The sequence below is a fragment of the Synechocystis sp. CACIAM 05 genome, assembly GCF_010222815.1.
Lineage (GTDB): Bacteria > Cyanobacteriota > Cyanobacteriia > Cyanobacteriales > Microcystaceae > Synechocystis.
The window spans coordinates 1045113-1071564 of the sequence record NZ_CP019225.1 but is presented as its reverse complement, the minus strand read 5'-3'; the positions used below and the strand labels follow the sequence as shown (position 1 = coordinate 1071564).

General features: G+C 47.6%; 25 protein-coding genes. 10 read left to right on the top strand and 15 right to left on the bottom strand.

Going from position 1 to position 26452, the window contains the following annotated elements; genetic code table 11:
• Positions 1-144: 144 nt before the first annotated feature.
• A complete protein-coding gene (locus tag BWK47_RS05045; protein WP_162327805.1) occupies positions 145-1329 on the top strand; it encodes a cupin domain-containing protein in 1185 nt (394 codons plus the stop codon).
• A 31-nt stretch (positions 1330-1360) separates the two neighbouring features.
• Complete coding sequence (locus BWK47_RS05040; protein ID WP_162327804.1) at positions 1361-3397, top strand: c-type cytochrome; 2037 nt, start codon at positions 1361-1363, stop codon at positions 3395-3397.
• Between the two features lie 56 nt (positions 3398-3453).
• On the opposite strand, the gene BWK47_RS05035 is transcribed toward BWK47_RS05040, so the two are convergent.
• Positions 3454-3885, bottom strand: coding sequence for a VOC family protein (locus BWK47_RS05035; protein ID WP_162327803.1), 432 nt, complete (start codon positions 3883-3885; stop codon positions 3454-3456).
• 167 nt (positions 3886-4052) lie between these two features.
• Between BWK47_RS05035 and BWK47_RS05030 the strand changes: the two genes are divergently transcribed.
• Positions 4053-6113 (top strand): DNA polymerase III subunit gamma/tau, encoded by a 2061-nt coding sequence (locus tag BWK47_RS05030; protein ID WP_162327802.1) that lies wholly within the window; start codon positions 4053-4055, stop codon positions 6111-6113.
• Between the two features lie 37 nt (positions 6114-6150).
• Here the strand turns inward: BWK47_RS05030 and BWK47_RS05025 are convergent, their stop codons facing one another.
• Positions 6151-6375, bottom strand: a complete 225-nt coding sequence (locus BWK47_RS05025; RefSeq protein WP_010872176.1) for a hypothetical protein — start codon at positions 6373-6375, stop codon at positions 6151-6153.
• 194 nt (positions 6376-6569) lie between these two features.
• Here BWK47_RS05025 and ileS point away from each other — a divergent pair, with 194 nt between their 5' ends.
• On the top strand, positions 6570-9524 hold the full coding sequence (gene ileS, locus BWK47_RS05020) for an isoleucine--tRNA ligase (protein ID WP_162329616.1): 2955 nt from the start codon (positions 6570-6572) through the stop codon (positions 9522-9524).
• Between the two features lie 126 nt (positions 9525-9650).
• Here the strand turns inward: ileS and BWK47_RS05015 are convergent, their stop codons facing one another.
• From BWK47_RS05015 to pntA, 8 genes are all read right to left on the bottom strand, one after another.
• Positions 9651-10520: an aldose epimerase family protein gene (locus BWK47_RS05015; RefSeq protein WP_162327801.1), complete on the bottom strand. Its 870-nt coding sequence runs from the start codon at positions 10518-10520 to the stop codon at positions 9651-9653.
• 6 nt (positions 10521-10526) lie between these two features.
• The gene (locus BWK47_RS05010; protein ID WP_162327800.1) at positions 10527-10865 is read right to left on the bottom strand and encodes an antibiotic biosynthesis monooxygenase family protein; all 339 of its coding nucleotides are present in this window, start codon (positions 10863-10865) and stop codon (positions 10527-10529) included.
• A gap of 127 nt (positions 10866-10992) precedes the next feature.
• A complete protein-coding gene (locus tag BWK47_RS05005) occupies positions 10993-11844 on the bottom strand; it encodes a class I SAM-dependent methyltransferase (RefSeq protein ID WP_162327799.1) in 852 nt (283 codons plus the stop codon).
• A 101-nt stretch (positions 11845-11945) separates the two neighbouring features.
• Positions 11946-13229 carry a TldD/PmbA family protein gene (locus BWK47_RS05000; RefSeq protein ID WP_162327798.1) on the bottom strand — a complete coding sequence of 428 codons (1284 nt, stop codon included), beginning with the start codon at positions 13227-13229 and terminating at the stop codon, positions 11946-11948.
• 109 nt (positions 13230-13338) lie between these two features.
• Positions 13339-14781: a Re/Si-specific NAD(P)(+) transhydrogenase subunit beta gene (gene pntB, locus BWK47_RS04995; protein WP_162327797.1), complete on the bottom strand. Its 1443-nt coding sequence runs from the start codon at positions 14779-14781 to the stop codon at positions 13339-13341.
• Between the two features lie 40 nt (positions 14782-14821).
• Positions 14822-15046 carry a type II toxin-antitoxin system HicB family antitoxin gene (locus BWK47_RS04990; RefSeq protein WP_162327796.1) on the bottom strand — a complete coding sequence of 75 codons (225 nt, stop codon included), beginning with the start codon at positions 15044-15046 and terminating at the stop codon, positions 14822-14824.
• Between the two features lie 5 nt (positions 15047-15051).
• Complete coding sequence (locus tag BWK47_RS04985) at positions 15052-15591, bottom strand: hypothetical protein (protein ID WP_162327795.1); 540 nt, start codon at positions 15589-15591, stop codon at positions 15052-15054.
• Between the two features lie 26 nt (positions 15592-15617).
• Positions 15618-17210, bottom strand: a complete 1593-nt coding sequence (gene pntA, locus BWK47_RS04980) for a Re/Si-specific NAD(P)(+) transhydrogenase subunit alpha (protein WP_162327794.1) — start codon at positions 17208-17210, stop codon at positions 15618-15620.
• Between the two features lie 200 nt (positions 17211-17410).
• Here pntA and menB point away from each other — a divergent pair, with 200 nt between their 5' ends.
• Entirely contained in the window at positions 17411-18238 is an 828-nt protein-coding gene (menB, locus tag BWK47_RS04975; RefSeq protein ID WP_162327793.1) for a 1,4-dihydroxy-2-naphthoyl-CoA synthase, read from the top strand.
• Between the two features lie 142 nt (positions 18239-18380).
• Here the strand turns inward: menB and BWK47_RS04970 are convergent, their stop codons facing one another.
• The 4 genes from BWK47_RS04970 to BWK47_RS04955 all read right to left on the bottom strand — a co-directional run bounded on the left by BWK47_RS04970 (position 18381) and on the right by BWK47_RS04955 (position 20618).
• Entirely contained in the window at positions 18381-18647 is a 267-nt protein-coding gene (locus BWK47_RS04970) for a hypothetical protein (RefSeq protein WP_162327792.1), read from the bottom strand.
• 376 nt (positions 18648-19023) lie between these two features.
• Positions 19024-19986: a glutathione synthase gene (gene gshB / locus BWK47_RS04965; RefSeq protein WP_162327791.1), complete on the bottom strand. Its 963-nt coding sequence runs from the start codon at positions 19984-19986 to the stop codon at positions 19024-19026.
• Between the two features lie 100 nt (positions 19987-20086).
• A complete protein-coding gene (grxC, locus tag BWK47_RS04960) occupies positions 20087-20350 on the bottom strand; it encodes a glutaredoxin 3 (protein WP_162327790.1) in 264 nt (87 codons plus the stop codon).
• A gap of 82 nt (positions 20351-20432) precedes the next feature.
• Positions 20433-20618, bottom strand: a complete 186-nt coding sequence (locus tag BWK47_RS04955; protein ID WP_048908427.1) for a hypothetical protein — start codon at positions 20616-20618, stop codon at positions 20433-20435.
• Between the two features lie 136 nt (positions 20619-20754).
• Between BWK47_RS04955 and BWK47_RS04950 the strand changes: the two genes are divergently transcribed.
• The 3 genes from BWK47_RS04950 (at position 20755) to mazF (ending at position 22756) form a co-directional block, all read left to right on the top strand.
• Positions 20755-21645 (top strand): alpha/beta fold hydrolase, encoded by an 891-nt coding sequence (locus BWK47_RS04950; protein WP_162327789.1) that lies wholly within the window; start codon positions 20755-20757, stop codon positions 21643-21645.
• A gap of 500 nt (positions 21646-22145) precedes the next feature.
• On the top strand, positions 22146-22412 hold the full coding sequence (mazE, locus tag BWK47_RS04945; RefSeq protein WP_010872159.1) for a type II toxin-antitoxin system antitoxin MazE: 267 nt from the start codon (positions 22146-22148) through the stop codon (positions 22410-22412).
• Positions 22409-22756 carry a type II toxin-antitoxin system toxin ribonuclease MazF gene (gene mazF, locus BWK47_RS04940; RefSeq protein ID WP_010872158.1) on the top strand — a complete coding sequence of 116 codons (348 nt, stop codon included), beginning with the start codon at positions 22409-22411 and terminating at the stop codon, positions 22754-22756. Before mazE ends, mazF begins: the two co-directional genes overlap by 4 nt.
• 48 nt (positions 22757-22804) lie before the next feature.
• Here mazF and BWK47_RS04935 read toward each other — a convergent pair whose 3' ends face one another.
• Positions 22805-24157, bottom strand: a complete 1353-nt coding sequence (locus BWK47_RS04935) for a cytosine deaminase (protein WP_162327788.1) — start codon at positions 24155-24157, stop codon at positions 22805-22807.
• A 174-nt stretch (positions 24158-24331) separates the two neighbouring features.
• On the opposite strand from BWK47_RS04935, the gene BWK47_RS04930 reads away from it, so the two are divergent.
• Positions 24332-24760 carry a GtrA family protein gene (locus BWK47_RS04930; protein WP_162327787.1) on the top strand — a complete coding sequence of 143 codons (429 nt, stop codon included), beginning with the start codon at positions 24332-24334 and terminating at the stop codon, positions 24758-24760.
• A gap of 35 nt (positions 24761-24795) precedes the next feature.
• Positions 24796-26247, top strand: a complete 1452-nt coding sequence (locus tag BWK47_RS04925) for a hypothetical protein (protein ID WP_162327786.1) — start codon at positions 24796-24798, stop codon at positions 26245-26247.
• Positions 26248-26452 lie beyond the last annotated feature (205 nt).

Sequence of the window (26452 nt, the reverse complement as noted above, 5' to 3'; positions counted from 1 at the left end):
TATTCCACTGTAAAAACCCAGTCCTGAGCATCAGTTACATTTTGTTAAGGCACTGTTACTGGTCCTACAATCTTCGTTTACCGTCCAGATAAAGACAACTTTTGTCACCTTTTATCACTGGATTGTGATTATTCCAGTATCACCATGGTCAACTCGGTAATGGGATGGTTGAGACGGCGGTTTTTACTAGTAGGATTGAGTGTTTTACTGATAACTTTTTTAGGGATTTTTACTCCAACCATTGCCCAAAGTGAACAATGGCGATCGCTCTCCAACGTGGTTTGGGGTAAGGATTTACCAGCTTTTACCTATGCTTTTAGCAAAACGCCCCTAGTGCTTTACGACGGCGGCACCACTAAACAGGTGGGCACCTATAACTTTCCCGTCAGCAAGGGGATGGCGGGGGTTTATATGAGCTTGGAGCCCGGAGCGATTCGGGAATTACATTGGCATGCCAACGCTGCGGAATGGGCCTATGTCATGGAAGGCAGAACCCGGATTACCCTCACCAGTCCCGAAGGCAAAGTGGAAATTGCAGACGTGGATAAGGGAGGGCTTTGGTATTTTCCCCGGGGTTGGGGCCACAGCATTGAGGGCATTGGTCCCGGCACTGCCAAGTTTTTGCTGGTTTTCAACGACGGCACCTTTTCCGAAGGGGCAACCTTTAGCGTTACCGATTGGCTTTCCCACACTCCGATCGCCTGGGTGGAAGAAAATTTAGGTTGGACGGCGGCCCAGGTAGCCCAATTACCCAAAAAACAGGTTTACATTTCCTCCTACGGCCCGGCTTCTGGCCCCTTGGCTAGCGCAACTCCCCAGGGGCAAACGGCCAAAATTGAAGTTCCCCACACCCATAATCTCCTGGGGCAACAACCCCTAGTTTCCCTGGGTGGCAACGAATTGAGGTTAGCCAGTGCGAAAGAATTCCCCGGCAGTTTCAATATGAGCGGCGCTTTAATTCATTTAGAACCGGGAGCCATGCGTCAACTCCATTGGCATCCCAACGCGGACGAGTGGCAATATGTGCTCGATGGCGAGATGGATTTAACCGTTTTTGCTTCGGAAGGTAAGGCCAGCGTTAGTCGTCTCCAGCAGGGAGATGTGGGCTATGTGCCCAAGGGTTATGGCCATGCCATCCGCAACAGTTCCCAAAAGCCGTTGGATATTGTGGTGGTTTTCAATGATGGGGATTATCAAAGTATTGATCTGAGTACTTGGTTAGCTAGCAATCCTAGCTCGGTGTTGGGGAATACTTTCCAAATTTCGCCGGAATTAACTAAGCAGTTACCAGTGCAAGACACAATTTTTTCTCTACCAACCCAACAATAATTATTGATAACTATCAAGGGAGAATAATGGAATGAAAATAGGAAGAATTACGGCCTATGCCCTAGTTGTGATTATTTTTGTGCTGTTTTTTTCCCTGGTAACTCCAGTAAGCTCTAAAACCGTTGCTACTATTACTTTGCCTGGGGTTTGTAATGCCAAATTAGCACCCCTTGCCATCAGTTGGCAGTTACCGGCAGATGTGGAAGGGGAACTCAAGCAAAAGAATTTCAATGTTGTCCAACGGGCGGTGGATACCTTTGCTTGGCAAGAATTCATTGCCCTAAACTGGCCCGCTATAGGTGGCGACGGCGATCGGGGAGTGCCGGATAAAAATTTAGCCATCAATGCTCCCGGCCCAAGGGTGTGGGAAACTTGGAAAGAAACCAACGAAGTTTATTTGCCCAATGGCGCAGTGCCGCAACCATGGAATAGTAATGAACCTTTACCCAATGGTTTGCAAGGAGATGGAAGAACGAAAATTTTATTTCGTCAAAGCAAGGTGGATGAAGTGCTCAATGATGAATTTCAACCCACCAAAGCTGATGGGGCATTGCCCGGAACTTTGACCGATCAGTGGGGCAATGTTGTGCGCTACGAAATTCGTATGAATAAAGTGTTATTTGATTACGTGGTGCAAAATAAATTTTACAACCCAGAACAACAGGCCCTTTTACCCGAAATTAATGCCCCCGATGGCTCCATTTTAATTAAGGCCGCTTGGCGGGAAATTACCCCGGAGGAATCCGGCCGTTTTCACAATGTACCGGCCTATGTGCAGGATTTAACCACAGGGAAATATCAACTGCAACAGATGGGTTTGGTGGGATTTCACATTATGTATAAAACTCCCAGTGCGCCCCAGTGGATTTGGTCCACCTATGAACAGGTGGATAATGTCCCCGGTTTAAACCACAGTGGTTCTGCCAATACCGTTTTCTCCTTCCACGGCGATCGGTGCGTTAATTGCTTAACCAACCAACAAACCATTCTTGGTATTCCCAACCAAGTCACCCGCAGAACTGCTATTCCCCACCAAGACCCGGATTGCAGTCAACCCACCAAAGCAGTGCATAACGTTGCCAAGCTTAACCGCCTTGTACAAGCAGGGTTAAAAGATTCCGTTTGGGCCAATTATGAATTAATCAATGCTCAATGGGCTATCCCCAAATCAGCGGCGGATAAAAGCCCCGACACCGTTTTTCACGTTCTACCAGCCCTGTTAGCCAATACCACCATGGAAACCTATATCCAGGAGACATCTTCCTGTATGGGATGCCACGCCATGGCCCGGAGTAGCAACGGGAAAAAATTTGCTTCGGCGGATTTTAGTTTTACCTTTGCCGATGCCCTCCCGACCCAAATTGATCCTCAAGTTGTTTCTCCCCCCGATGAACCGGTAACGGCTTGGGATAATCAGCATTGGAATAGTATTCTGCGGGGCTATCAATTAACGACCGAAACCTATGAGGAAATGCCAGAATTTGTGCCCACTGCCAAGCTTCATTGCGCTAGTTGTCACCTCAATGCCGGGGCTAATCCGAAAGCATCTTCCTGGTTTGGCATGATGAAAAAATATCAATATCCAGAAACCATCAATTTACAGAAACGGATCAATCTTTGTTTTGAACATAGCCTCAACGGCAAACCTCTGCCCATCACCGCCGACAGTCCCGATTTCCAAGCGTTTATCACCTATATGCAGTGGCTGGATAAACAGGCCCAGGTGCTGAACATAGATTTACCTAAAACTCCTTATCCTCCGATCACCAAACTGACGGGGAATCCAAATCAAGGCCAGGCAATTTTTGAGCAGAAATGTGCTTTTTGCCACGGTGCGTTGGGCCAGGGTCGCTATGGCAGTGACACCTATTATCGCCCGGCCCTATGGGGTCCCAATTCCTTCAATCGCCAAGCGGGGATGGCGAGGATTAATACTTTGGCAGAATTTATCCACGGTAATATGCCCTATCAATTCGATGGAGTGTTGACGGATCAAGAGGCCTGGGATTTAGCTACCTACATTGATGGTCAACCAAGACCGGAAGGGCCCGGATCACCCCAGAATTGATGGTTTTAGGTCAGTTGTGCAAGCAAACCACATTGCTAGCCTGATGATTGGTCTGACTAGCGATCGCCAATGGCCAGAAACTCTTTCAGACCAAAAATTGCTTCCTGGTGACGATACCATTTGAATTCCAGATAGTTATGGAAGGGATCAGCCAGGAAAAAAGTACGATGCTCCGTCAATTCCCCCTCAAAGCGGAGCTTAGGCGGCAAATGATACGGAACTCCGGCCGCTTCCACCCGTTCAGAAAAAGCAAACCAATCCGCTTCGACAGGAAATACTAAACCAAAATGGCGGGGATAGATGCCCGGTTGTTTTACTAACGGTTCCAGGGTAATGTGAGCTACCACCTGATGGCCGTAGAAATCTAGAATTATTGCCTTATATGTTTCTCTGCCGGCTTTGGCCCCCAGGCGATCACAGTAAAATTCCTTAGTTTTCGCAATATCATTGACGGGGATAGCAAGGTGAAAAATAACGGGGCCTGTCATCGGAATTGCACTCTAGTATTACAAATCAACACTGACCCTTTCATTCTAAGCGTCTTACCCTTTTCCTTTAGCACCCCCGTCACCGGCTGTTAACTTGACCTCTTTTTTTTGCATTTTGGAGTTAGGCTGAGAATCCCCCTGTCTGTTGATCGCCCGGTTACTTTGCCATGGCCTACGAACCTCTGCACCATAAATATCGCCCCCAGACCTTTGCAGATTTGGTGGGCCAAACGGCGATCGCCGCCACATTGAGCAATGCCATTGAACAGGAGCGCATTGTGCCTGCCTATCTGTTTACGGGCCCCAGGGGAACGGGAAAAACTTCTTCAGCCCGAATTTTAGCCAAGTCTTTAAACTGCATCGCTGGCGATCGGCCTACTGCCACTCCCTGCGGCCAATGTGCCACCTGTCGGGCTATTACTAACGGTTCAGCTTTAGACGTAATTGAAATTGATGCGGCCAGTAATACAGGGGTAGATAATATCCGAGAAATTATTGAACGGGCTCAATTTGCCCCAGTACAGTGCAGATATAAAGTATATGTGATCGATGAATGCCACATGCTTAGTACGGCTGCATTTAACGCCCTGCTAAAAACCTTGGAAGAGCCACCGGAGCGGGTTGTTTTTGTCCTCGCTACCACCGATCCCCAGCGGGTTTTACCCACCATTATTTCCCGGTGTCAGCGGTTTGATTATCGCCGCATTCCTTTGCAGGCCATGGTGGACCATCTCCGTTATATTGCTGGGCGAGAAAATATTAATATTGACCAACCAGCTTTGACCCTAGTGGCCCAAATTGCCAATGGTGGTTTACGGGATGCGGAAAGTTTACTCGATCAATTAAGTCTGCTCCCCGACCTGATTACCCCCGATAAAGTTTGGGACCTCGTGGGGGCGGTGCCGGAACAGGATTTGTTAGCCCTCCTAGAGGCGATCGCCAGTGACGATGCAGAAACCCTATTGGCTACTTGTCGGCAGATTTTGAACCGGGGGCGGGAACCCTTGGTGGTATTGCAAAATTTAGCCAGTTTTTATTTGAATTTACTTATTGCCCAAACAGCTCCCCAACGCTCAGATTTGGTGGCGGTGACGGCGGAAACCTGGCAAGCCCTGTGTCAAACGGCGCCCCAATGGCAAAGGGGAGTGATTTTGCAAGGACAACAAAAACTCAAGGAAAGTGAAATCCAAATTCGTAACACTACCCAGCCCCGACTTTGGCTAGAGGTGACCCTGTTGGGGCTGTTGCCCTCCGCCTGTGGGTTGGACACTGGGGCAGTTAGTCAAACGGCAGTTAGAGCACCTGTGGCTCAACCAATAACTCCGCCAAAGCCCAGTAATGTGGTGACTTTCCCTGGTGGCTCACACAACCATCTAACCGTGGTGGATTCTCCCACAATGATTCCTGTTTCTGAACCTGTTGTTCTAGAAGAGAAGCTAGAAGCAGATGTAGAGCCATCCAGCTTTGAGCCGAGCAACGCCCATTGGGATCTGACCCAGTTATGGTCGGAAACATTAAATAACCTAGGGGCACTTAGTCAATCTTTATTTAAATCCTTTGGTTCTTTGATCAATTTGGTGGGGAATAATGCCACAGTCAGTGTTACCACCCAACAACTGCTTAAAATTGCAGCGGGCAAAAAGGATGAATTGGAAGCGGCCCTAGGGCAAGCCTGTGGCCAATCGGTGAAAGTGAATTTGGTGGTGGGTAAGCCATCGACCCCGGAATCTACTCCGGTTAACAGCGCTCCTCCCCCTAGCCATAGTAAGCCGCCGGCATTTACCCCCGAGCCGAGCCCTCCTCCCCCCGCGGCGGTTAATGCTAATCCGGCTCCTAGTGCGCCTCCTTCTCCCCCGGCGATCGCCAGAGGCCCCGCTACATCGGAAATAAAACCTTCCCCCCGACGGGAATCAAATAATTTCTCTAATCCTTCTCGGCCCAAACCAAAACCGGCTCCAGCCATGGAAGAGCCGCCCCCGACAGATATTGGTGACAATGCCACCCGCAAGGCGATCGAGCAGTTTGCCAAAAATTTTGACGGGGAAATTGTGGCATCCGATGCGGCTCCCAAACAGGAATCGGATAATGGCTATGATTTATCGACGGAACCAACGGCGGAACTTGGTCAGCAACCCATGGATCACAATGGACATCTGCAAATTAACCAACCCACCGTCCTGAACCGACCGGCGATCGCCCCGGAGGAAGAAGAAGATTTACCTTTTTAGTAGCTGTCTCAAAAGTCTAATTTTTTTCTAATGGGACTCACTGCTTTTCGGCAAAGAAGCCCTTAACTTTTTCTACCCCCGTCTGCACATCGTGCCAGGAAAGTTTGAGCAGGGAAAATACCCCCACAAACACTAGGGCAATGCCAATCAAAAAATTGCTATCGGCCAAAAACAAACCCACAATGACGATGAAATAGGGGGAAAGGATCGCGCTAACCTTCTCCACCACCTGGACGGTTTCGGTCTGTTTTGGTTCATTCATGGTCCGTTGTTCCGGAAAATTCAGCAGGTTGATAGACGATTATCCTTTGGAATTATACTGGCCTGCCAGAGCAGATCAAGCCAAGGCCGGCCCACGGCGATCGCCATTTGGGAAGTAAAACAGCGGTGGATGGGTTAGGAAAACGGGGTAAAATCAGCAAGTATTCCTATGCACAACTCTGCCCCAAAGCCACTGTGACTGAAGCCAAAAGTTATAAAGACACCGTTAACTTGCCCCAAACCCGCTTTGATATGCGGGCCAATGCCAGCAAAAGAGAGCCGGAAATTCAGCAATATTGGCAGGAAAAAGGAATTTACGCAGATTTGGCCGACAATAATCCCAAAGATTTGTTTGTGCTCCACGATGGGCCGCCCTACGCTAACGGTGCCCTCCACATGGGCCATGCGTTAAATAAAGTCTTAAAGGATATTATTAATAAATACAAACTGTTGCAAGGACATAAAGTCCATTACGTGCCCGGTTGGGACTGCCACGGTTTGCCCATTGAGTTGAAAGTTCTACAAAGTTTAAAAAGCAGTGAACGGGCGGAATTAACTCCCCTCACCCTCCGTCACAAAGCCAGGGATTTTGCCCTCAAAGCCCAACAGGAACAGGCGGTGGGATTCCAGCGTTACGGCATTTGGGGAGATTGGGAACGCCCCTATTTAACCCTGACTCCGGAATATGAAGCCGCTCAAATTGGTGTGTTTGGGGCCATGGCGTTGAAAGGTTACATCTACCGGGGTTTAAAGCCCGTCCATTGGAGTCCTAGTTCACAAACCGCCCTAGCGGAAGCAGAATTAGAATATCCTGAAGGGCATACTTCTCGCAGTATCTACGCTAGTTTTAAAGTAACGAAATTAGGGGAAAAGGCTCAATCTTTAGCGGAGTTTATGCCTAATCTCGAAGTAGCCATTTGGACGACAACCCCTTGGACAATCCCTGGTAATCTTGCTGTTGCTGTCAATGGTAATTTAGACTACGCAGTGGTAGAAGTAATCTTTCCTAATACTCCAAAACAAGGAGGCGCTGAATTTGTTATTCCCCCCAATTTTGAGGGAGAGTTTGAAGTTCCTCCCCCAGAGAAAGAAACCCATTGCTCTCCAAGATTTCTCATCGTCGCCAAAGACTTAGTCGAAAGTTTAAACAATACTCTCGATTTTGTATTAGTTATCAAAACCGTTATCAAGGGGGCAGACTTAGAATTATCCACCTACAAGCATCCCCTCTTTGACAGAGAAAGCCCCATTGTCATCGGCGGTGATTATATTACTACCGAATCTGGTACGGGCTTGGTACATACTGCCCCTGGCCATGGCTTAGAAGATTATATTACCGGACAAAAGTATCATCTACCTATTCTCTCTCCTGTGGACGATAAAGGGAATTTTACAGAGGAAGCAGGAGAATTTCAGGGTTTAAATGTGTTAAAAGACGCAAATCAGGCGATTATTGACGCTTTAACTGCAAAGGGTAGTTTATGGAAAGAAGAGGCCTACGCCCATAAATATCCCTACGATTGGCGCACCAAAAAGCCGACTATTTTCCGAGCTACGGAACAATGGTTTGCGTCGGTAGAAGGTTTTCGGGACCAGGCTTTAAAAGCTATCAAAGAAGTTACCTGGATTCCGGCCCAGGGGGAAAATCGTATCACTCCCATGGTTGGCGATCGCAGTGATTGGTGCATTTCCCGGCAACGGGCTTGGGGGGTGCCTATTCCGGTATTTTATGACGAGGAAACCAATGAGCCTTTGCTAACGGAAGAAACCATTAACCATGTGCAACAAATCATTGCGGAAAAAGGTTCCGATGCTTGGTGGGAATTAACCGTAGAAGAATTACTACCAGAAAAATATCGTCAGAATGGCCGTACTTACCGCAAAGGGGAAGACACCATGGACGTATGGTTTGATTCTGGCTCTTCCTGGGCGGCGGTGGCGAAAAATCGGCCGGAACTGAAATATCCGGTTGATATGTATTTGGAAGGTTCCGATCAACATCGGGGCTGGTTCCAATCCAGTTTGCTCACCAGTGTGGCAGTGAATGGCATTGCCCCCTATAAAACAGTGTTGACCCACGGTTTTGTACTGGACGAAAAGGGCCACAAAATGAGCAAATCCCTGGGTAATGTGGTGGACCCCTACCAGATTATTAATGGCGGTAAAAATCAAAAACAGGAACCGGCCTATGGGGCTGATGTGTTGCGGCTTTGGGTGGCATCGGTAGATTACGCCAATGATGTGCCCATTGGCCAGGGCATTCTCAAACAGTTGGTAGATGTACGCAATAAAATTCGCAATACGGCCCGGTTTTTACTAGGTAACTTGCATGATTTTAATCCTGAAACCGATGCAGTGGCCTATGAAGATTTACCAGAATTAGACCGCTATATGTTGCACCGCATGACGGAAGTATTTACGGAAGTGACGGAAGCCTACGAAAGTTTCCAATTCTTTAAGTTTTTCCAAACGGTGCAAAACTTCTGTGTGGTGGATTTGTCTAACTTCTACTTAGATATTGCTAAAGACCGTCTGTATATTTCTGCTCCCGATGCGCCCCGTCGTCGCAGTTGCCAAACCGTTCTTCACCTAGCTTTAGAAAATTTGGTTAAGGCGATCGCCCCAGTTTTGTGTCACTTGGCAGAGGATATTTGGCAGTTTTTACCCTACGAAAAACCGACAGAATCAGTATTCCAATCAGGCTGGGTAAATTTAGATGCCCAATGGCAACAGCCGGAACTAGCCCAAACCTGGGTTAAGTTGCGCCAATTACGCACGGAAGTTAACAAAGTTATGGAATCGGCCCGCACAGCCAAGGCGATCGGTGCATCTTTGGAAGCTAAGGTCTTAATCCACGCCAACGACGACCATTGGTCCCAATTACTGCAGGGTTATAACCAAGAAGAATCCAATCAGGTGGATACTCTGCGTTATTTGTTGCTGGCTTCCCAGGTAGAATTGTCGGAGGATGCCGCTGGGATTAATGCCTTGCAATTTAAGGCAGAAACAGATGGGCTTACCCTAGGCATTACCAATGCAGATGGTCATAAATGTGAGCGTTGCTGGAATTATTCCACCCAGGTGGGTAGTTTTAGCGATGACCCCACCATTTGTGAGCGGTGCAACAAGGCCCTCCAGGGAAACTTTTAGATCTCCATGGTCTGAACGGAGTTGATTGAGCCATAGCCCAAGGGCTTGATTTCGGGGGGATCACAACTTCCTCCCTTAAATTGGAACTGTCAACGGACTTTTATCCAAGTGGGAAGGGCGGCACAGTCACTCAGTGGACACTTGAAAATTTACCCAGGCGGAACGGGAAGAATAGGATTCTACCCAAGCTAACTGCTCGCCGCTATTGAGGGCATTGCGAGGGCCGCTCCAAGGTTCGAGGCACAGATAATCTTTCCCAGCCACAGTCCACAACACTAGGGTTTGGTAGAGATCACTGAAGCTGACTTCTACTTTTAATTTGCGGTCTGGGTCAACAAAATGGGCTTGGGGTTGGGCAATTTTGCTGAAAGCTAAATCCAATTCCGGGGCAGTCAGGTCTAGCTGACCGCTGTAGCTATGGGTTTGGCCGGTTTTCTGGTCTACATAACCATCGGCGGGGATAGATAATTCTATCGAACTTTTCTCCCGGCAGAAGAAATAGGGATGTAGCCCCAGGGAAAAGGGCATCCGGCGATCGCCAAGGTTAGCAATGCGTTGTTCCAGGCGGAGGCTATGGCCTCGGAGTTGGTAGCTAAAAATTAACTCGAACTCAAAGGGAAAATTTTTCAGCGTTGCTTCGGTGTGGCCTAAACGGAGGTCTAACCGAGCACTGTCTTGGCTTTGTTGCCCGATCACTTCCCAGGGTAAGTCCCGGCCGAAACCATGTTGCCGGAGCTGATAGGTTTTACCTTCGTAGTGGAACTGATCGTCCGGTAAATTGCCACAAATGGGAAACAAAATTGGAATACCGCCCCGCACCGACAAGGATGGGTTCTGAAATCGTTCCTGGTCAAAGTAAAGGATTGGCTGACCTTGGATTGTCCATTGCGTCACTAAGCCACCCCGCTCCGGCACTAAAGCAAGACGGGCTAAGCTCTGGTCGTCCTCCAAATGGTAGGTCAACGGGCGATCGGGGGTAAAACTGATTTGGTACATAGTTAGTTAGCAAAGCACCTTGCCATAGGCTTCCACTTCACTGCACACCTCATAGATGTTGGTCACCGGCGGCACATTGAACAGCGGCCCCATTTCATCAAGAATTTTGCGATGTACTTCCGTTTGATTAGCCTCCATATCCTCGATGGTATTCCAGAGAATAACAGCAATGCCCTCGTCGGAGTTGGGTTTTCTCAGTAGGAACGCCCCCTTAAAACCGTTTCTGTAGGTGGAAATGGCTTTTTCATAGAGCCGTTGGGCTTCGGCAAATCGGCCCGGTTTAAATTCTCCGATCGCCACATAGGCGCATTTATGTTGGAGGCAGTCAAAAAATTCAGCGGACATAATTGTTCTCTCCGGCGGTGAAGGGGCCTTACTCTACTTATACTTCTGGGCTTTGGCCATCAAGACAAATTAGTCATTATTCTTAACTTTCCCCTGCCCAAGGTAAATCTCGATCATCCCCAGCAATTTAGGTAAGCTTTTGCCAAAGTTGAATTTCGTAGCATAGATGATCCCGAAAAATATTCCCAGCCTGTAATCCTTCCTTCACCAAAACCTTAGCCTTTTTACCCAAAAAGTAATCGAAAATTTTATACAGAGGGGGGACTGCAATTCTGACTAAACTAGCTAAATAGGTTAAAGTTGAAACACCAAAAGTTTGAAAACTTTGCACACAAAGGTCTAAGGTAGGTACAATTTGTTGGGAAATATCATCCCTATCGAGCAGAATAAAACCGGCTTCTTTCATCGCCATCTGTAATTCACTTCTGATCAAACAATTGGAAAACATTCCTGTCTGATAATCTTCATTTTTACGAAACATATCAGCCAAGAGAACATAACCCCCTGGTTTTACCAATAATTTTGCCCCATCGGCGATGGTGGCTACAGCCATATATTGGGTACTTTCACTAAAAAGCAACAAATCATATTGGGGCATAGAACCAATCCGTTGCCAATCTTCTATAAAACCTTGGAAAGTATTACTATTAAAGCGAGCTTTGCCCCCAGTCTTTTGTAAAAAACTTGACTCCTGAAAAGGATCTGGGGCAATTCCTTCCACCTGTAAACCTTTGCCAATTAGTTGACTGGCGTTATCACCGTTGCCACAACCCACATCCAATACAGTTTCGATATTCTGCGGTAAAAATGAAAGCAAATGGTCAGTATATTTTTCCTGAGCATGGCGCAATTTAGCCATAGTCAGATCATCTTCGGTTTCCGGAATTGGTTGCCAATAACCGTAGTGGAGATGGGAAGACCCAGTCAGATCTTGGTAGTACTGAAGCGCGGCGTTTTGATAGCGAGTAACATTATCCATTCCAATACAGTACCATCAAAGCCAGAATAACCGTTGGGCAAATTTATGGCCGGATTTTTTCAATGGTAGTTAGGTGAAAATTCCAATGTTCAAATATAGTACTAAGCGGTGATCGATACCCCATCTAAAATAATTGATGGAGTGGCACAGGAACTCTGCCAACGACGGTCTGAACCCAAAGCGATAATCTGATTTAATAATTCATAAATGTTGCCAGAAACCATAGTGTCCTTAACCCTGCCAGTAATTTCACCATTCTGCACTCGATAACCCAAATCAACGTTGATGGAAAAATCACCGGAAATATCCGCCCCCCCCCCAAGAATTTGATCGACAACTAAACCATTACCCAATTTTTTAAGTAACTGGTCGAAGCTAGCGGTTCCCGGTGTGATTAACATATTCACCAAACCCGGTTGGGGCGCACTGCCTAGGCTAGGACGAAAACCATTACCCGTGGTGGTTGTACCTAATTTTTCTGCTGTTTCATGGTCTGTATAAAACTGGGCAATTTTTCCATTTTTAATTAAAGCCAGTTTTTGAGTACGGCTTCCTTCATCGTCAAAGGGACAATCAAAGGGAATGGCGGTGGGATCTTGACTAATATTCAATTCTTCAATGGCCACAGTTTGTCCTAATTTTTCTGCCCATGGGGATGAGCCTTCCGCTACCCGTTGACCATGGAGGGCTTCTCCTACCGTGTCCCAAAGCAAACTGGCCGCGCCACTGGTGAGCAAAATGGGCATTTTGCCGCCCTGGATTTGTTGATTCACTTCCGCCCAAAGTAGCCGTTGCCGCAGATTTTCCACCACTCGTTCGACGTTGGTCTGGCCCCGACATTGCTCCCCATCATAGATGGCTAAAAAATCCTCTCCCCGAATCCATTCCACCCCGAAGTAGTAGCTCAAACTTCTCTCTGTCCAGGTACAGTCCAAACCTTCACTGTTAATTAGGCGGGTGCTGTCAGTGCTACAGGCTAATTCGCCACTACAGAGCACTTCGGCAAACTCTGACCGTAAACTGGCGATCGCCGTTTGACCCCAATCGATTAATTGTTCTACGGAAACATCTTCCCCTAAACTTTCCCGATAATCTTGCCGGGGAGCAGTGAACCGGGGCGGATTGGGGGGATTCAAGGCTGCTAGGGCCAACGCTTTTTCGACTAATATTTCCGGTTCCACCGGGCCATAGGCCACCGCTAAACCAGCCTGACCATTTTTCCATAACCGCAGGGCTACCCCTTCCGATTCAGAACTTTCCAACTGTTTTAACCGATTAGCCTCAAAGAAAACTGGTCGGGAAAAGGATCGGGAGTAATAAACTTCAGCGCTTTCCGCTCCGGCTCGTTGGGCTTGGTCAAGGTAAACCGATAGATCGGTGGTCATGGCAAAACTAGATGATAGACAAACAAAAAAGGGAGACGAATATTCCCCTCCCCATTATTAAGTATTCAGCTCTCCCCTAGGGTTAGAAGTCCCCATTGAGGTCAGCTAACTAAACGGAAACTAGAACCTTATCGCCACTGGCCACCTCATCCTTAGCCCGCAGTTGGGTCAAAATGGCATCGACATTTTTCTTGGCATCGCCGAACAGCATTTGGGTATTTTCCTTATAAAACAAAGGATTTTCCACCCCAGCATAACCAGAAGCCATGCTTCGTTTCATCACCACCACCTGTTTAGCTTTCCACACTTCCAACACTGGCATTCCGGCGATCGCACTGGTGGGATCTTCCAACGCACTGGGGTTGACGGTATCGTTGGCACCAATCACCAGCACCACATCGGTTTCGGGGAAATCTTCGTTAATTTCGTCCATTTCCAGCACTATGTCGTAGGGGACATTGGCTTCCGCTAACAGGACGTTCATGTGGCCAGGCAGACGGCCAGCTACGGGGTGAATACCAAACCGCACTGTAATACCTTTTTCTTTAAGCAATTTGGTAATTTCCGCCACCGGATGTTGGGCCTGGGCCACCGCCATGCCATAACCGGGGGTAATAATCACGCTCTGGGCATCGAGTAGTTCTTCTGCCACCTCTTCTGCACTGGTTTTAGTAATTGTGCCCGTTACCGCCTGGGCTGGGCCGGCGGAAGCAGAATTGGAACCTTCCCCAAAGCCACCGAGAATAACACTAATGAAGGAACGGTTCATGGCCTTACACATGATGTAGCTCAAAATTGCGCCACTGCTCCCCACCAAGGCCCCGGTAATAATTAGTAAATCGTTGGAGAGCATAAAGCCCGCCGCCGCCGCCGCCCAACCGGAGTAGCTGTTGAGCATGGAAATTACCACGGGCATATCCGCCCCCCCGATCGCCGCTACGAGATGGAGACCCAGCACCCCAGCAATGGCAGTCATAATTAACAGGGGGGTTAAACCAGCGGGGTTAGCCAGTTGCATAAATTGCACCCCGAAAATCACCGTAGCCACCAACAGGGAAATATTTAAAAAGTGTCGAGCCGGGAGCATTAGGGGTTTACTGCTAATAATGGCCCGCAATTTGCCAAAGGCTACAATGGAGCCGGTGAAAGTTATCGCCCCAATGAATACCCCTACATAAATTTCAATTTGATGGATGAAGGCTTCGGAACCCGTTAAACCATTTTCTGGGGCAAGGTAGTTAGCAATACCCACCAAAACCGCTGCTAAACCAACAAAACTGTGCAAAATCGCCACCAGTTCCGGCATAGAAGTCATGGCTACCCGAGATGCTAACAGGGAGCCAATTACTACGGCGGGTAAAATTGCCCCCAGCAGGGTGGTGTAACCAGTAAACTCACCCCCCAAAGCAGTGGCTAAAAAGGCGATCGCCATGCCGGCAATGCCATAAACATTTCCCCGCCGGGCAGTTTCCTGATTGGCCAGGCCCCCCAGACTAAAGATGAATAATATGCTGGCGGCCACATAGGCCACGGTTTGTAAACTGTTAGACATAAGAATTTAGTGGTAATTGGTTATCAATTTAAGTAAAGGATTAGGGTTTTGCATAAACCCTTTCAATAATGGGAATCGGCTCTCCGTGTTTGTGATAGCTTTCCTTTACCCCTTGCCAGGCAATTTCTAATTCAGCAAGAGCGGCTTGGGGAGAATCGGCAAACGCTGAAACATTGGGCATTTCCGCCAAGCAAGCTAACCAATCCCCATCTTCATCCTGAAAAAGATTGATTGTGTAACCATTAAATACTGGGGAAATTTGCATGGGATTTATCGAGCCATAACGTAGGACACAGCAACGTGGAAACCGGCTTCATGTTGAGTTAATTGGAAATCTTGGACAATTCTTTTGTCCTTAGGAAATACTTCTAATTTGCGCTCAATTAACTCCTCAACAAAAACTCTTAAATCCTGCGTCGCTTCTATACTTTCTGGCTCGAGGGGATTGCTCAAATCTGTAAAAAAAGCTTCCATAAGTTTTTCTCGCCCACTTTCTGGGAATACTGCACAATTCCAGGCTAATATTGCTAGCTCAAAGAAAAATTCCCTTTCTTCATAGGAGTCTTCATCACCAATAAAGGGGGCGACAAATTCCTCTAAAACCTCAGACATTTTTCTCATGCCTTTGGGATTTTCAACAAAGGTGGCGCCTTTATTGTGCTCATCATTTTCAATCTTTTTTTTGAATTGATCGTAAGCCGCTAATTCCTTTTTTCTAATAGATTGACGAGTAGACTCCCTTCTTGGTGATTTCTCAGCATGGGTTTCTTCGTGAAATAATTTTTGAAATTCTTTTGATTTTCTGGCCATAATTTAATTCCTATTAAAAAATAAAATTACTTCCGAAACATTTTCAGCATCCGTTGGGTAACTAAAAATCCCCCGGCAATGTTGATCGTTCCCACTAAAATGGCGATCGCCCCCAAGATAGTGGTGGGACTATTCAATGGCCCGGAAATCTGCAACATGCCACCGATAATGATGATGCCGCTGATGGCGTTGGTCACACTCATCAAAGGGGTGTGCAATGCCGGGGCCACATTCCAAATTAACTGCCAACCCACCACACAGGCCAGCACAAACACAGTGAAATGGGAGAGAAAAGAAGTAGGTGCGCCGATACCAATGCCCACCAAGGCGATCGCTGCTAGAGCTAACCAAAGAAAATTACCGGAGCCGGATTTTTTAGCAGATTTGGCTTCACTCTCCACTACAGTCACGGCAGGTTTAGCTGGTTGCACCGGACTAGGGGGATTAACCTTCGGGGGTGGCCAAGTGATCTTTCCTTCATGGGATACCAAAGCTCCCCGGATTACTTCGTCTTCGAGATCCACTTTGAAATCTTCTGAGCCCCCCATATCCTTGAGCAAATGCCAGAGATTTGTGCCGTAAAGCTGACTGGATTGACTAGCCATGCGACTGGGCAAATCAGTGTAGCCAATGATGGTCACCCCTTCATACTCGTAAACTTCGCCGGGTTTAGTAACTTCACAATTGCCTCCCTGTTCCGCCGCTAAGTCCACCACCACGGAACCAGCCCGCATGGATTTGACCATTGGTTCAGTAATCAATTTGGGGGCTGGGCGACCGGGAATCAAAGCTGTGGTGATAATGATGTCCACTTCCTTAGCTTGGGCCGCAAATAATGCCATTTCCGCCGCAATGAATTCCTCACTCATTACTTTGGCGTAACCCCCTTGCCCGGTGCCGTCTTCCTTAAAATCCAGCAGCAGAAATTCCCCGCCTAAACTTTCCACCTGTTCTTTGACCACTGGGCGAGTATCAAAGGCCCGCACGATCGCCCCTAAGCTCTTGGCCGCCCCGATCGCCGCTAACCCTGCTACCCCGGCCCCAATGACCAGAACTTTTGCTGGGGGAACTTTGCCCGCCGCAGTGATCTGTCCAGTGAAAAACCGCCCAAAACGATTAGCCGCTTCAATGACTGCTCGGTAACCGGCAATGTTGGCCATGGAACTGAGGGCATCCAATTTCTGGGCCCGACTGATCCGGGGCACCGCATCCATCGCCAGCACAGTAATATTTTTTGCCGCTAATTTTTCCAGTAATTCGGGATTTTGGGCCGGCCAGATAAAACTAATCAGGGTTTTTCCCGCTGGTAACTCCTCCACTTCCGCTAGGGAAGGAGGCCGCACTTTGAGGATAATATCCGCTTGCTCAAATAATGCTTGGCGACTATCGATAATCCCGCAACCCAGGGATTCATAAAGGCGATCGGCGAAATCCGCTTTTGCTCCCGCTCCCGTTTCCAACAACAAATCAAAGCCCAATTTTTGCAGCTTTTGGGCTGTATCGGGGGTCATGGCCACCCGGCATTCCTGGTCAAAGGATTCCCTGGGTACACCAATTTTTTTCGGTGTCGTTGGCTTCATCTCAGGGGCAACAGCGGTTTCACGGGCAGCAATGGTCATGGAAAAAAATCAAATTAAACACAGGGGTCTTGATCTGCATAGTAAGGCGATCGCCAAAGTTTGGGGCCAATCCTTTGCATTGCTTTATATTTGTTTACTCACAAATCAGTCCCAACTGTTGGTTATTGATGGAACGAGAATTGGGTCAAACCTTTACGCTGTCCCCGTAAGATGGGTAAGGACTGCTCAGGAGGGAACCTATGGATTGGCACATTGCAAAACATTACGACGACATTCTCTACTACAAAGCGGAGGGTATGGCCAAAATTGTCATCAATCGTCCCCACAAACGCAACGCTTTCCGTCCCCAGACCGTTTTTGAACTTTATGACGCATTTTGTAACGCCCGGGAAGATAGCCGCATCGGAGTTGTACTACTAACCGGAGCCGGGCCCCACAGCGATGGTAAATATGCTTTTTGTTCTGGTGGGGATCAATCTGTCCGAGGGGAAGGCGGTTATATCGACGACCAAGGAACTCCCCGCCTCAATGTGCTCGATTTACAGCGGTTAATCCGCTCCATGCCCAAAGTTGTTATTGCCCTAGTGGCTGGCTATGCCATTGGTGGTGGCCACGTTTTACATCTGGTGTGTGACCTGACCATCGCCGCAGATAACGCCATTTTCGGCCAAACCGGGCCAAAAGTGGGGAGTTTTGATGGAGGCTTTGGCTCCAGTTACTTAGCTCGCATTGTGGGACAAAAAAAAGCCAGGGAAATTTGGTATCTTTGCCGCCAATACTCTGCCCAGGAAGCAGAACGTATGGGCATGGTGAACACCGTTGTTCCCGTCGATCGCCTGGAGGAAGAAGGTATCCAATGGGCGAAGGAAATCTTGAGCAAAAGTCCCCTGGCTATCCGCTGTCTTAAAGCTGCTTTCAATGCCGACTGTGACGGCCAGGCTGGATTACAGGAACTAGCAGGCAACGCTACTTTGCTTTATTACATGACCGAAGAGGGCAGTGAAGGCAAACAAGCCTTCCTGGAAAAACGCCCCCCGGATTTTAGCCAATATCCCTGGCTCCCCTAAGCTGATCAGACCAACGCCCCCCTGTTCAGCCCTACTATGCCACTATGCCGGAAAATTGACCCCAAAACTTCCCCGAAAACAGTCTCCACTATGGCAAATACCCTTAACACCCTTTAAGAGTCCATTACCCCAATTATGCCGTCTATGCCGCTTCGGCCGTAGTGGCGATAGTTTCTGGCGATTGTTCCACTAGAGCATCTTTACTGGTCAAAGCATAGGCATGTTCTAAATACACCACATCTTCGAGGTTCTCCCAGGGACCGGCAAAGGGTTTTGCTGCTAGGGCACAGGCCTTCCACTGTCCCTGTACTGGCACATTGAGTTGACTGCAAGTGCCGCCTCGCCTACCTTCAGCCTGGTAGTAGCGGCAATAACGGCAAGATGAGGTGATAAAGTTAGCGGTTTTCATTGGGGTGCGGGGAGGAATTAGGGGATTGTTAAAATTTTTGAAAAATATCAGCTCGAACTTTCTAGATGTTTATATTTTGCCCTATTCAACCAAGGGGGCAAATCCGCATTAAACAGTTACCCTGTCTGCCTTTACCTCCCCGATGAAAGGAAATTCTCTTCAGGTTGTCTTAATATTCGTTTTACAAATCGATACGTTTGACACAGCACCCGACCTTAACGGGTAACAAAATCTTTAGATTATGGAATGGAATGGAACAAAAAAGGTCAGGGATCAAGAAAAAACAATATTAAAATAGTGGCTCAAATAACTGAACGCCCAACTAATAATCTTTTTTTAACCAAACTTGCTGAGATTGAGCTGTCTTGATCCCAGGCTAAAATTGTTTTTCCAACCAGTAAATTACTTTTTCTCCCAGGCGGACTCCCTCAAGGCGATCAATCTCCCGGATCCCCGTCGGACTTGTGACATTGACTTCTGTTAGGTAGCCTCCGATAACATCAATACCGACAAAATATAAACCGTCAGCCTGCAATTTGGGTTTTAGCAAAGCGCAAATTTCTATTTCCCTGGAGGTAATGGTAGTGGGAGCTACTTGACCACCAACCGCCATATTGCCCCGGAATTCTGCCCCACTGGGAATGCGATTAACGGCCCCAATGGGATCACCATCCAGCAGGATAATTCGCTTATCACCTTCCTTCGCTTCTGGCAGAAAACGCTGTACCATTACCGGCTCTTTGCCATGTTGGGTACTAATCTCCACCAGGGAGTTGAAGTTTCGATCGCCAGGATCGAGAAACAAAATTCCCTCCCCGGCCTTACCTCCCAAGGGTTTTAACACTGCCGCCCCGTGCTCTTCCAAAAACTGGCGGATCAGGCCCTTGTCCAAACTAACCACCGTGGGAGGCATCACCGCAGCAAACTGCAGGGTGTACATTTTTTCATTGGCTTCCCGTAGCCCCTGGGGGGAATTGATCACCATGGTCTTGGTGGGGGCTAGTAACTCCAAAATGAAGGTGGCGTAGAGATATTGCACGGTCACCGGCGGATCCTTACGCATAAAGACTGCTTGGCATTCCGTCAGGGCCATCCACTGGGATTCGGACAGTTCGGACCAAGGTTGGGAAACTTGCCAGTGCCCATCGACCAAAATCACAGGCTGAAGGCGTAACGCCGCTAATTTGGCCCAGGCCTGGCCATTGATAACGGCCAAATCCCCCACTGATGTGACAAAAACTTCGTGTCCCAACTTTTGGGCCGCTTCCATGATGGCAACGGTGGAATCATGGCCCGGATCGAGTTTTTCTAGGGGATCGATAATAAAAGCCAGTTTCACAGGGTCAATATCCTTGGGATGGGGGCAGAAGCCGTAATGGTTGAAGACAAATAATATAGAGTTGAAGACAAATAATATAGATACCGATTAGCCAGCCCAACTATTGGAGCAGGGGGTCCAACTTGCCTGCACCATCTAGAGCGTAGATGTCATCACAGCCACCAATGTGTTGGTCGTCAATAAAAATTTGGGGCAAGCTCCTTCTGCCGTTAGCCCTTGCCGCCATGGCTTCCCTTGCTTCGTTGTCGCCGTCAATGCAATATTCTTGGAACTCTACTCCTTTACGTTTCAATAACGCCAGGGCTCTCATGCAAAAAGGGCAAGTGCTCCATGTATAAATTTCAACTTTTGCCGAGACAGCCATGGCAATACTTAATGTAAAGATTTGTACAGCTCTGATTATAGCTGACCCTGTTCGTGGTTAGGGGATAACTAACTGGCAATTCTCAACTGAAGGGCAACAATGAGCCGTTGGCGATCGCCGTAATGTGGGTGAGCAGGCCCATGGTTTCCATCGGCGCTGGCACCATTTCGCCACGAAAGTCGAGAATTTGTACTAAAACTAGATACGCTACAGCTAAAATAATTGAGATGGCACCGGTGACAATGGCCACGATTTTGCCTGAATCCATAGTGAGTTTCGCCCCAATTTTCCTCGGGAGATCATGTTCGCCTAATCCTACCACGGCTTCCCCAGGGGTTTTTGGGTAGGCCAATTTCTCCTAACCCCAATTATCGATCGCCATTTTTAGCCAGCACCATTTGAGTATGACTCCTTCCCTAACTCTTCCCGCACCGGCATTTACTGAAGCAACCTCCTGGGAATGTTGGCGACAAATGCAACAAGTTTCCCTAACCATCCATGGCCCAGACCACCCCAGTGCCATCACCGTGGACACCAACTATATGGATGGAGGCCAGGGGGAACCCATGCTTTTTTTACATGGCTTTGACAGTTCGGTGTTGGAGTTTCGTCGCCTACTCCCCCTAATCAAAAAAGATTTTCGGGCGATCGCCATTGATTTGCTGGGATTTGGTTTCACAACTAGATCCAAGATATTACTACCCACCCCAGCCAACATCAAAATTCACCTAGACCACTTTTGGCAAACAATTATTCAAGAACCCATTACCTTAGTGGGGGTATCCATGGGGGGAGCAGTGGCCCTAGATTTTTGCCTCAGCTTTCCCGAACGGGTCAAAAAACTAGTGCTAATAGATAGTGCTGGCCTCGCGAAACAACCCTTTGCCAGTCGGCTCATGTTTCCACCGTTGGACCGTTGGCTAACCAATTTTTTAGCCAGCCCACAGGTCAGACAAAGTATTGGCCAGACCGCCTATTACAACCGGAGTCTAGCCAGTGAAGATGCCCGCCTCTGTGCCGCTGCCCATTTAACCTGCCCGGGTTGGAGCGAAGGACTGATTGCCTTCAGTAAAAGTGGTGGTTATGGCTCCTTTGCCGAGCAATTGGGGCAAATTACTTTGCCTAGCCTAATTATTTGGGGTAAACAGGACAAAATTTTGGGTGTTAGAGCGGCTGAACGATTCCAAAATCTTTTGCCCCAGAGTCAATTAATCTGGCTTGATGCCTGTGGCCATGTGCCCCATCTGGAACAACCCGAAGCTACCGCCGCCGCCCTCAGACAATTTTGTCTATGACCACCAAGACCTAAAATCTTCTAGCTAGCTTTTAAACTTGAGATTGATAAGTAATAACTGCATCCACCCAGGGAGATTTCCTTGGGAAAATAATGGGAAAAAAGTATTATCGTTTACTTTGGTTCCTGGCCCATGCTGGTTCAAAACTTGGGACAAAAACCATCCAGAAGTGAAGTTGGAGAACAGTTCTCATCTTAAAGTAATGAATTTTACTAGTACATACTTTAGCTTGTCGTCCCGGGCAAAGGGCTTATCTAATAAAGGTTCTGTAAATATTGACAATACATGGTCTGACTGATTATGGTTGTCGGAGTTAAAAACAATTATAAAGGTGACTATTCCCACGAATTGTTTACTTTTCTGCTAATATGTCTTCTATCCGACCAAAGACTATTTTCTCCTCAGTATCTATTTTGCACTGGTTCATCATTGCCTAAGATAATGTTGAAAATTTAAAACTCTTTTGGTTGTAAAGGGTCCACATTTCACACTGCTACATAATGTCTATCAATGCTTACAAACTAGCTACGACATTGACAGAAGATGGCACGCTCCTGCTCCAGGATTTACCGTGTCCAGCTGGTACTTCCGTAGAAGTTATTGTGTTAGTTGCCCCCCAGGGAATGGTCCTTCCCCAAGCTGAGAGGGCCCAAGGTCCTGCCCCCGGCAAAGTTGGGGAAGCTGGGGCCGACTATATGGCTGCCACCGCCGACACTATGACCGAATGGAATTCTGAAGCTGATAATTCTGCATACCGACACCTATGAATACAATTTACGAACAATTTGACGTCGTCATTGTCCCAGTTCCCTTCACGGATAGGCAATCTGATATTCGTCGCCCCGCTTTAATTTTGTCCGACGCCCCCGCTTTTAATAACCGCATTGGTCACAGTGTTATGGCTATGATCACTTCGGCAAAAAATGCCCCCTGGCCCCTCGATACCCCCATTGAAGACACCCGTTCAGCGGGATTGTTTACGCCTTCGGTGGTGAGGATGAAACTGTTCACCCTAGAACACAAGTATATCCTCGACTGTGTTGGCTCTCTGTCAAAGCAAGACCGATTGATGGTGAAGAGTGCTTTTCCCCATGTTTTTAAACTCGGTTAGTCCACTGGCTGGCCGCAAATATGATTAGCTTTGGCCGGACTGACTGCCTCAAGCTCCCATCAAATCATCTAACTCTTGGTAGTGCGGTGTTTTTTTGTGGGTGGCTTTTCCTTTGCGTATCACTAGGCGATCGCCTTGGGGGCGGGAAAAGAGCTCACTGAAATAACGGGCTGGAAAGATAACTAGATCCGCTGGACCGTTCACAGCAAGGCGGCCGTAGTCGGCAAGTCCCATTAATTGGGCAGGGGTTTGATTAACGGTGGCACACCAGCGACCGTAGGGAGGATCCAATTGGCCAATGCGTACGGATTGGTTCAAAATTTCCAGGCCATCATGGTCACCAAAGGGAAAAAACGGATCCCGACAGTTATCACTGGCAAAGACGAGGGGAATGCCCTCCGCGTGAATGGCATGAACTTTGGTAATTCCTCTCCAGGCCGGTTTCTGGGGTTGATGGCGGCCCTGGAGGTACAGGTTACAAAGGGGCAAACTAATGATAGCGATATTAGCCTGTTTGACTAAAGCCAATGTTTGCTGGACTTGCTGGGGGGATTGCATATCCAAACTGCAACAGTGCCCACAGACAATTTGACCGGTGAAACCGACTTTTAAGGCGATGGCGGCTACTTGATGCAATACTCGGGAGCGGCGATCGCCATTTTCGTCTACGTGCAGGTCAATGTCTAGATTTCTGGCTTGGGCTAGGGTCATCAAACGGTTTAACTGGGCTTCCACCTGGGGCCCAGCGTAGGCCACTCCCCCCAGAATTCCTCCCCCATGGGCCATCTGGTCTGCTAACTTTTCCCCTGCGGGGCTTAGATAATAGTCCGTGGTAACCATCGCCACCCCCTGTAAAGTTAGGCGATCGGCCCAGGCTTGGCGCAGTTGTTGAAAAGTTTGCCAAGCAATCTGACTTTTCTGACCACCCATTTCTATGTGGGTACGCACCGCTGCCGTGCCATGGGCATAGCTACATTGGAGGGCAAATTCCATTCTGCGGTAAATATCTTCTGGGCTATGGTGCAATTCAGCATCCCTTTCCGTGCTAGCAATGGCTCCAGAAAAGGTTCCATCAACATTTGGCGATCGCCCCCAGATATGGCCCTTATCTAAGTGGGTATGCATATCCACAAAACAGGGCAAGATCATTCTTTTACTCAAATCCACCCTGGGGACACCATCGTCGGTAACTAAATCGGACTCTTCCCCCTGCCCAACAGCAACGATATTTTTGATTTTGCCGTCGGCAATTTCTAGATGATAAAGTCCTAAATCCTCCCAAGGCCTGGGAAACTGAAAATTTTTGGGAAAATTTACCTTGGTTTTGACCAAATTGGGGGGAATATGGGCATTTTTAAGCCAATAGTGGCCATCACTGGGAAGAACCAGAGGGGAAGACATAAAAAAGATGATTTAGTTTGCCAGTTTGTCGTTGCATCAATTCAGGGCCAAGCTCCAAAACTTTGCGTTACCCTGCAGGGGAAAAATTTAGCCCCTATTTGCAATTAGATGCCAATTTTCCTAGAACATTGACCAGTATAATAGCCGGATTATCTGCCCTTTACTGACTTTGCCATGATTACCAGGGAAACCTTGCCCGTTTATTTACAACGCCTTTGGCAAAACGCCATGGTGCGCTGGTGGATCATTGGCATTATTGCCATGGTTTTGAACGTTGTCCTCTTGGATTGGTTCAAAGTGTCCCTCGGCATGGGACTCACCTGGGCTTCCGTCCTCTCCGCCGAAGTTATTACCATCATTCGTTACGGGGCGATTGACCTCTGGGCATTTCGTAATCCTAACCTTTCTTGGCAACGCTGTTGGGAATACCATGTGGCCAATTTCAGTGGCTTTTTTCTCTGGAGTTTAATTATTGTAATTTTGGGCAATAAGTTGAGCTGGGACCATAAAATAGCGGCGATCGTTGCCACCATGATTACCGTATTTTGGAGCATGGCCACTAACTTTCTTTGGGTCTGGCGTAAACCGAAAAAGAAAGCTTAATTTGTAGCCCATTGGTGTGATGGAAGGAATGGATAATGGTAGGTAAATTTTTTCACTTCATTAACGACGAAAAAAATCTTAAATACTGCTTTTTACTTGCCATAGCTGTTACCCTGGGGATTTTTCTACTTAAGTTTTTTGTCACTGGCTTTGGGGTGTACGGTGATGGATTGGGCTATTACACTCCCCTGAGATCTCTGTTATTTGATGGTAATCTCAGGGTAGATAACGAATATAGCTATTATGCTGAAACCGCAGGACAATTCAACAGCAGTCCCCGGGTATTTGGGCCCATTCCAGAATACAGCAAATACACGGTGGGGCTAGGCATAGTTCTGTTACCATTCTTTGCTCTAGGTCATGTAGTTGCCCTGACTTTACATCAGTTTAATAATGCTATTCCCATTAATGGTATGTCTTGGCCCTATGAACTATTTTATTGCTTGGGAAGCGTTGGTTTGGGCATCACTGGTTTAGCCCTGAGTTATCGTTTTGCTCGGCGTTATTTTTCCCACATAAGTTGTTTAATGGCCGTAGGTGGAATTTGGTTTGCTTCACCATTGAGCTATTACCTATTCCTAGAAGTGTCCATGTCCCATGCCGTTTCCGCTTTTTTAATCGCCTTATTTTTGTACGGCATATTCACTAAACCTTGGTTAACTAATGGCCATTGGCAGATTATCCTCGGTTTGGCGATCGCCTTTGCCACTTGGGTACGGCCTCAGGATGTGCTATTTTTCCTCGCACCGATATTGGTGGCGGCGATCGGGTTTGAAACGCAACCATTGGGTAATCAACAACCGAGTTTAACAACCATTTCAGCAATTCATTGGTGCAAAGTTAGTCAAACTATTTTTACCAATATTACTAAAAGAAGATTTTGGCAACCACTATTAGTAATGCTAACAGTGGCGGTGCTAATGCAAATTCCCCAGCTATTAATTTATCTTTGGCAGTATGGTGGCATTGAGCGCATTCCCTATTTAGAAGAAGGACAAGCTACGGGTCACGGGGGCAGTTTCAATTGGTTGCAACCATCCCTCTGGCAAGTATTATTCTCCGGTCATCGGGGCTTATTTATTTGGCACCCCATAACCTTACTAGCGGTGGTTGGTTTAGTGCTAGGTTGGAGACTGTTACCCCGTTTAAACACCATTTTCTTGGTAACTTTCTTGGCTCAAGTTTACTTTATTGCCGCTTGGTGGTCTTGGTGGCAGGGCGCTAGTGTGGGGGGGAGAATGTTTAGTAATTGCACTTTTTTATTTGTATTCGGCATAGCTAGTTTTTGGCAAAAAATTTCTGGTCGTCGCTGGCAGAAATGGGCCGCTTTTGTCACAGCGTTTTTTGCTTTTTGGAATATGCTAATTGTTTTGCAGTATCAATCGGGCATGATTCCACCGGAAGCTCCAGTGACGTTGGTGGAACTATATCAAAATCAATTTGAAGTCATTCCCTTTTTTGTTAGTCATCTTCTGGAAAAATTTTGATGGACATTGAGGATTATCCAACCAAGCTAATAGTACTTAAGCTCTGTTGGTTTATGGACTATAGGGGGTAAACCCCGGCAAAAGTAACTTGTATAGTAGTTTCAAATAAGGCTGAGACGCTAAATGCCACAGTAAGAACGGATAATTTCATCAAGAGACGTGTCAATAGAAGCGTACATTCTAGCTCGTTTCAAGGCACTAAAGT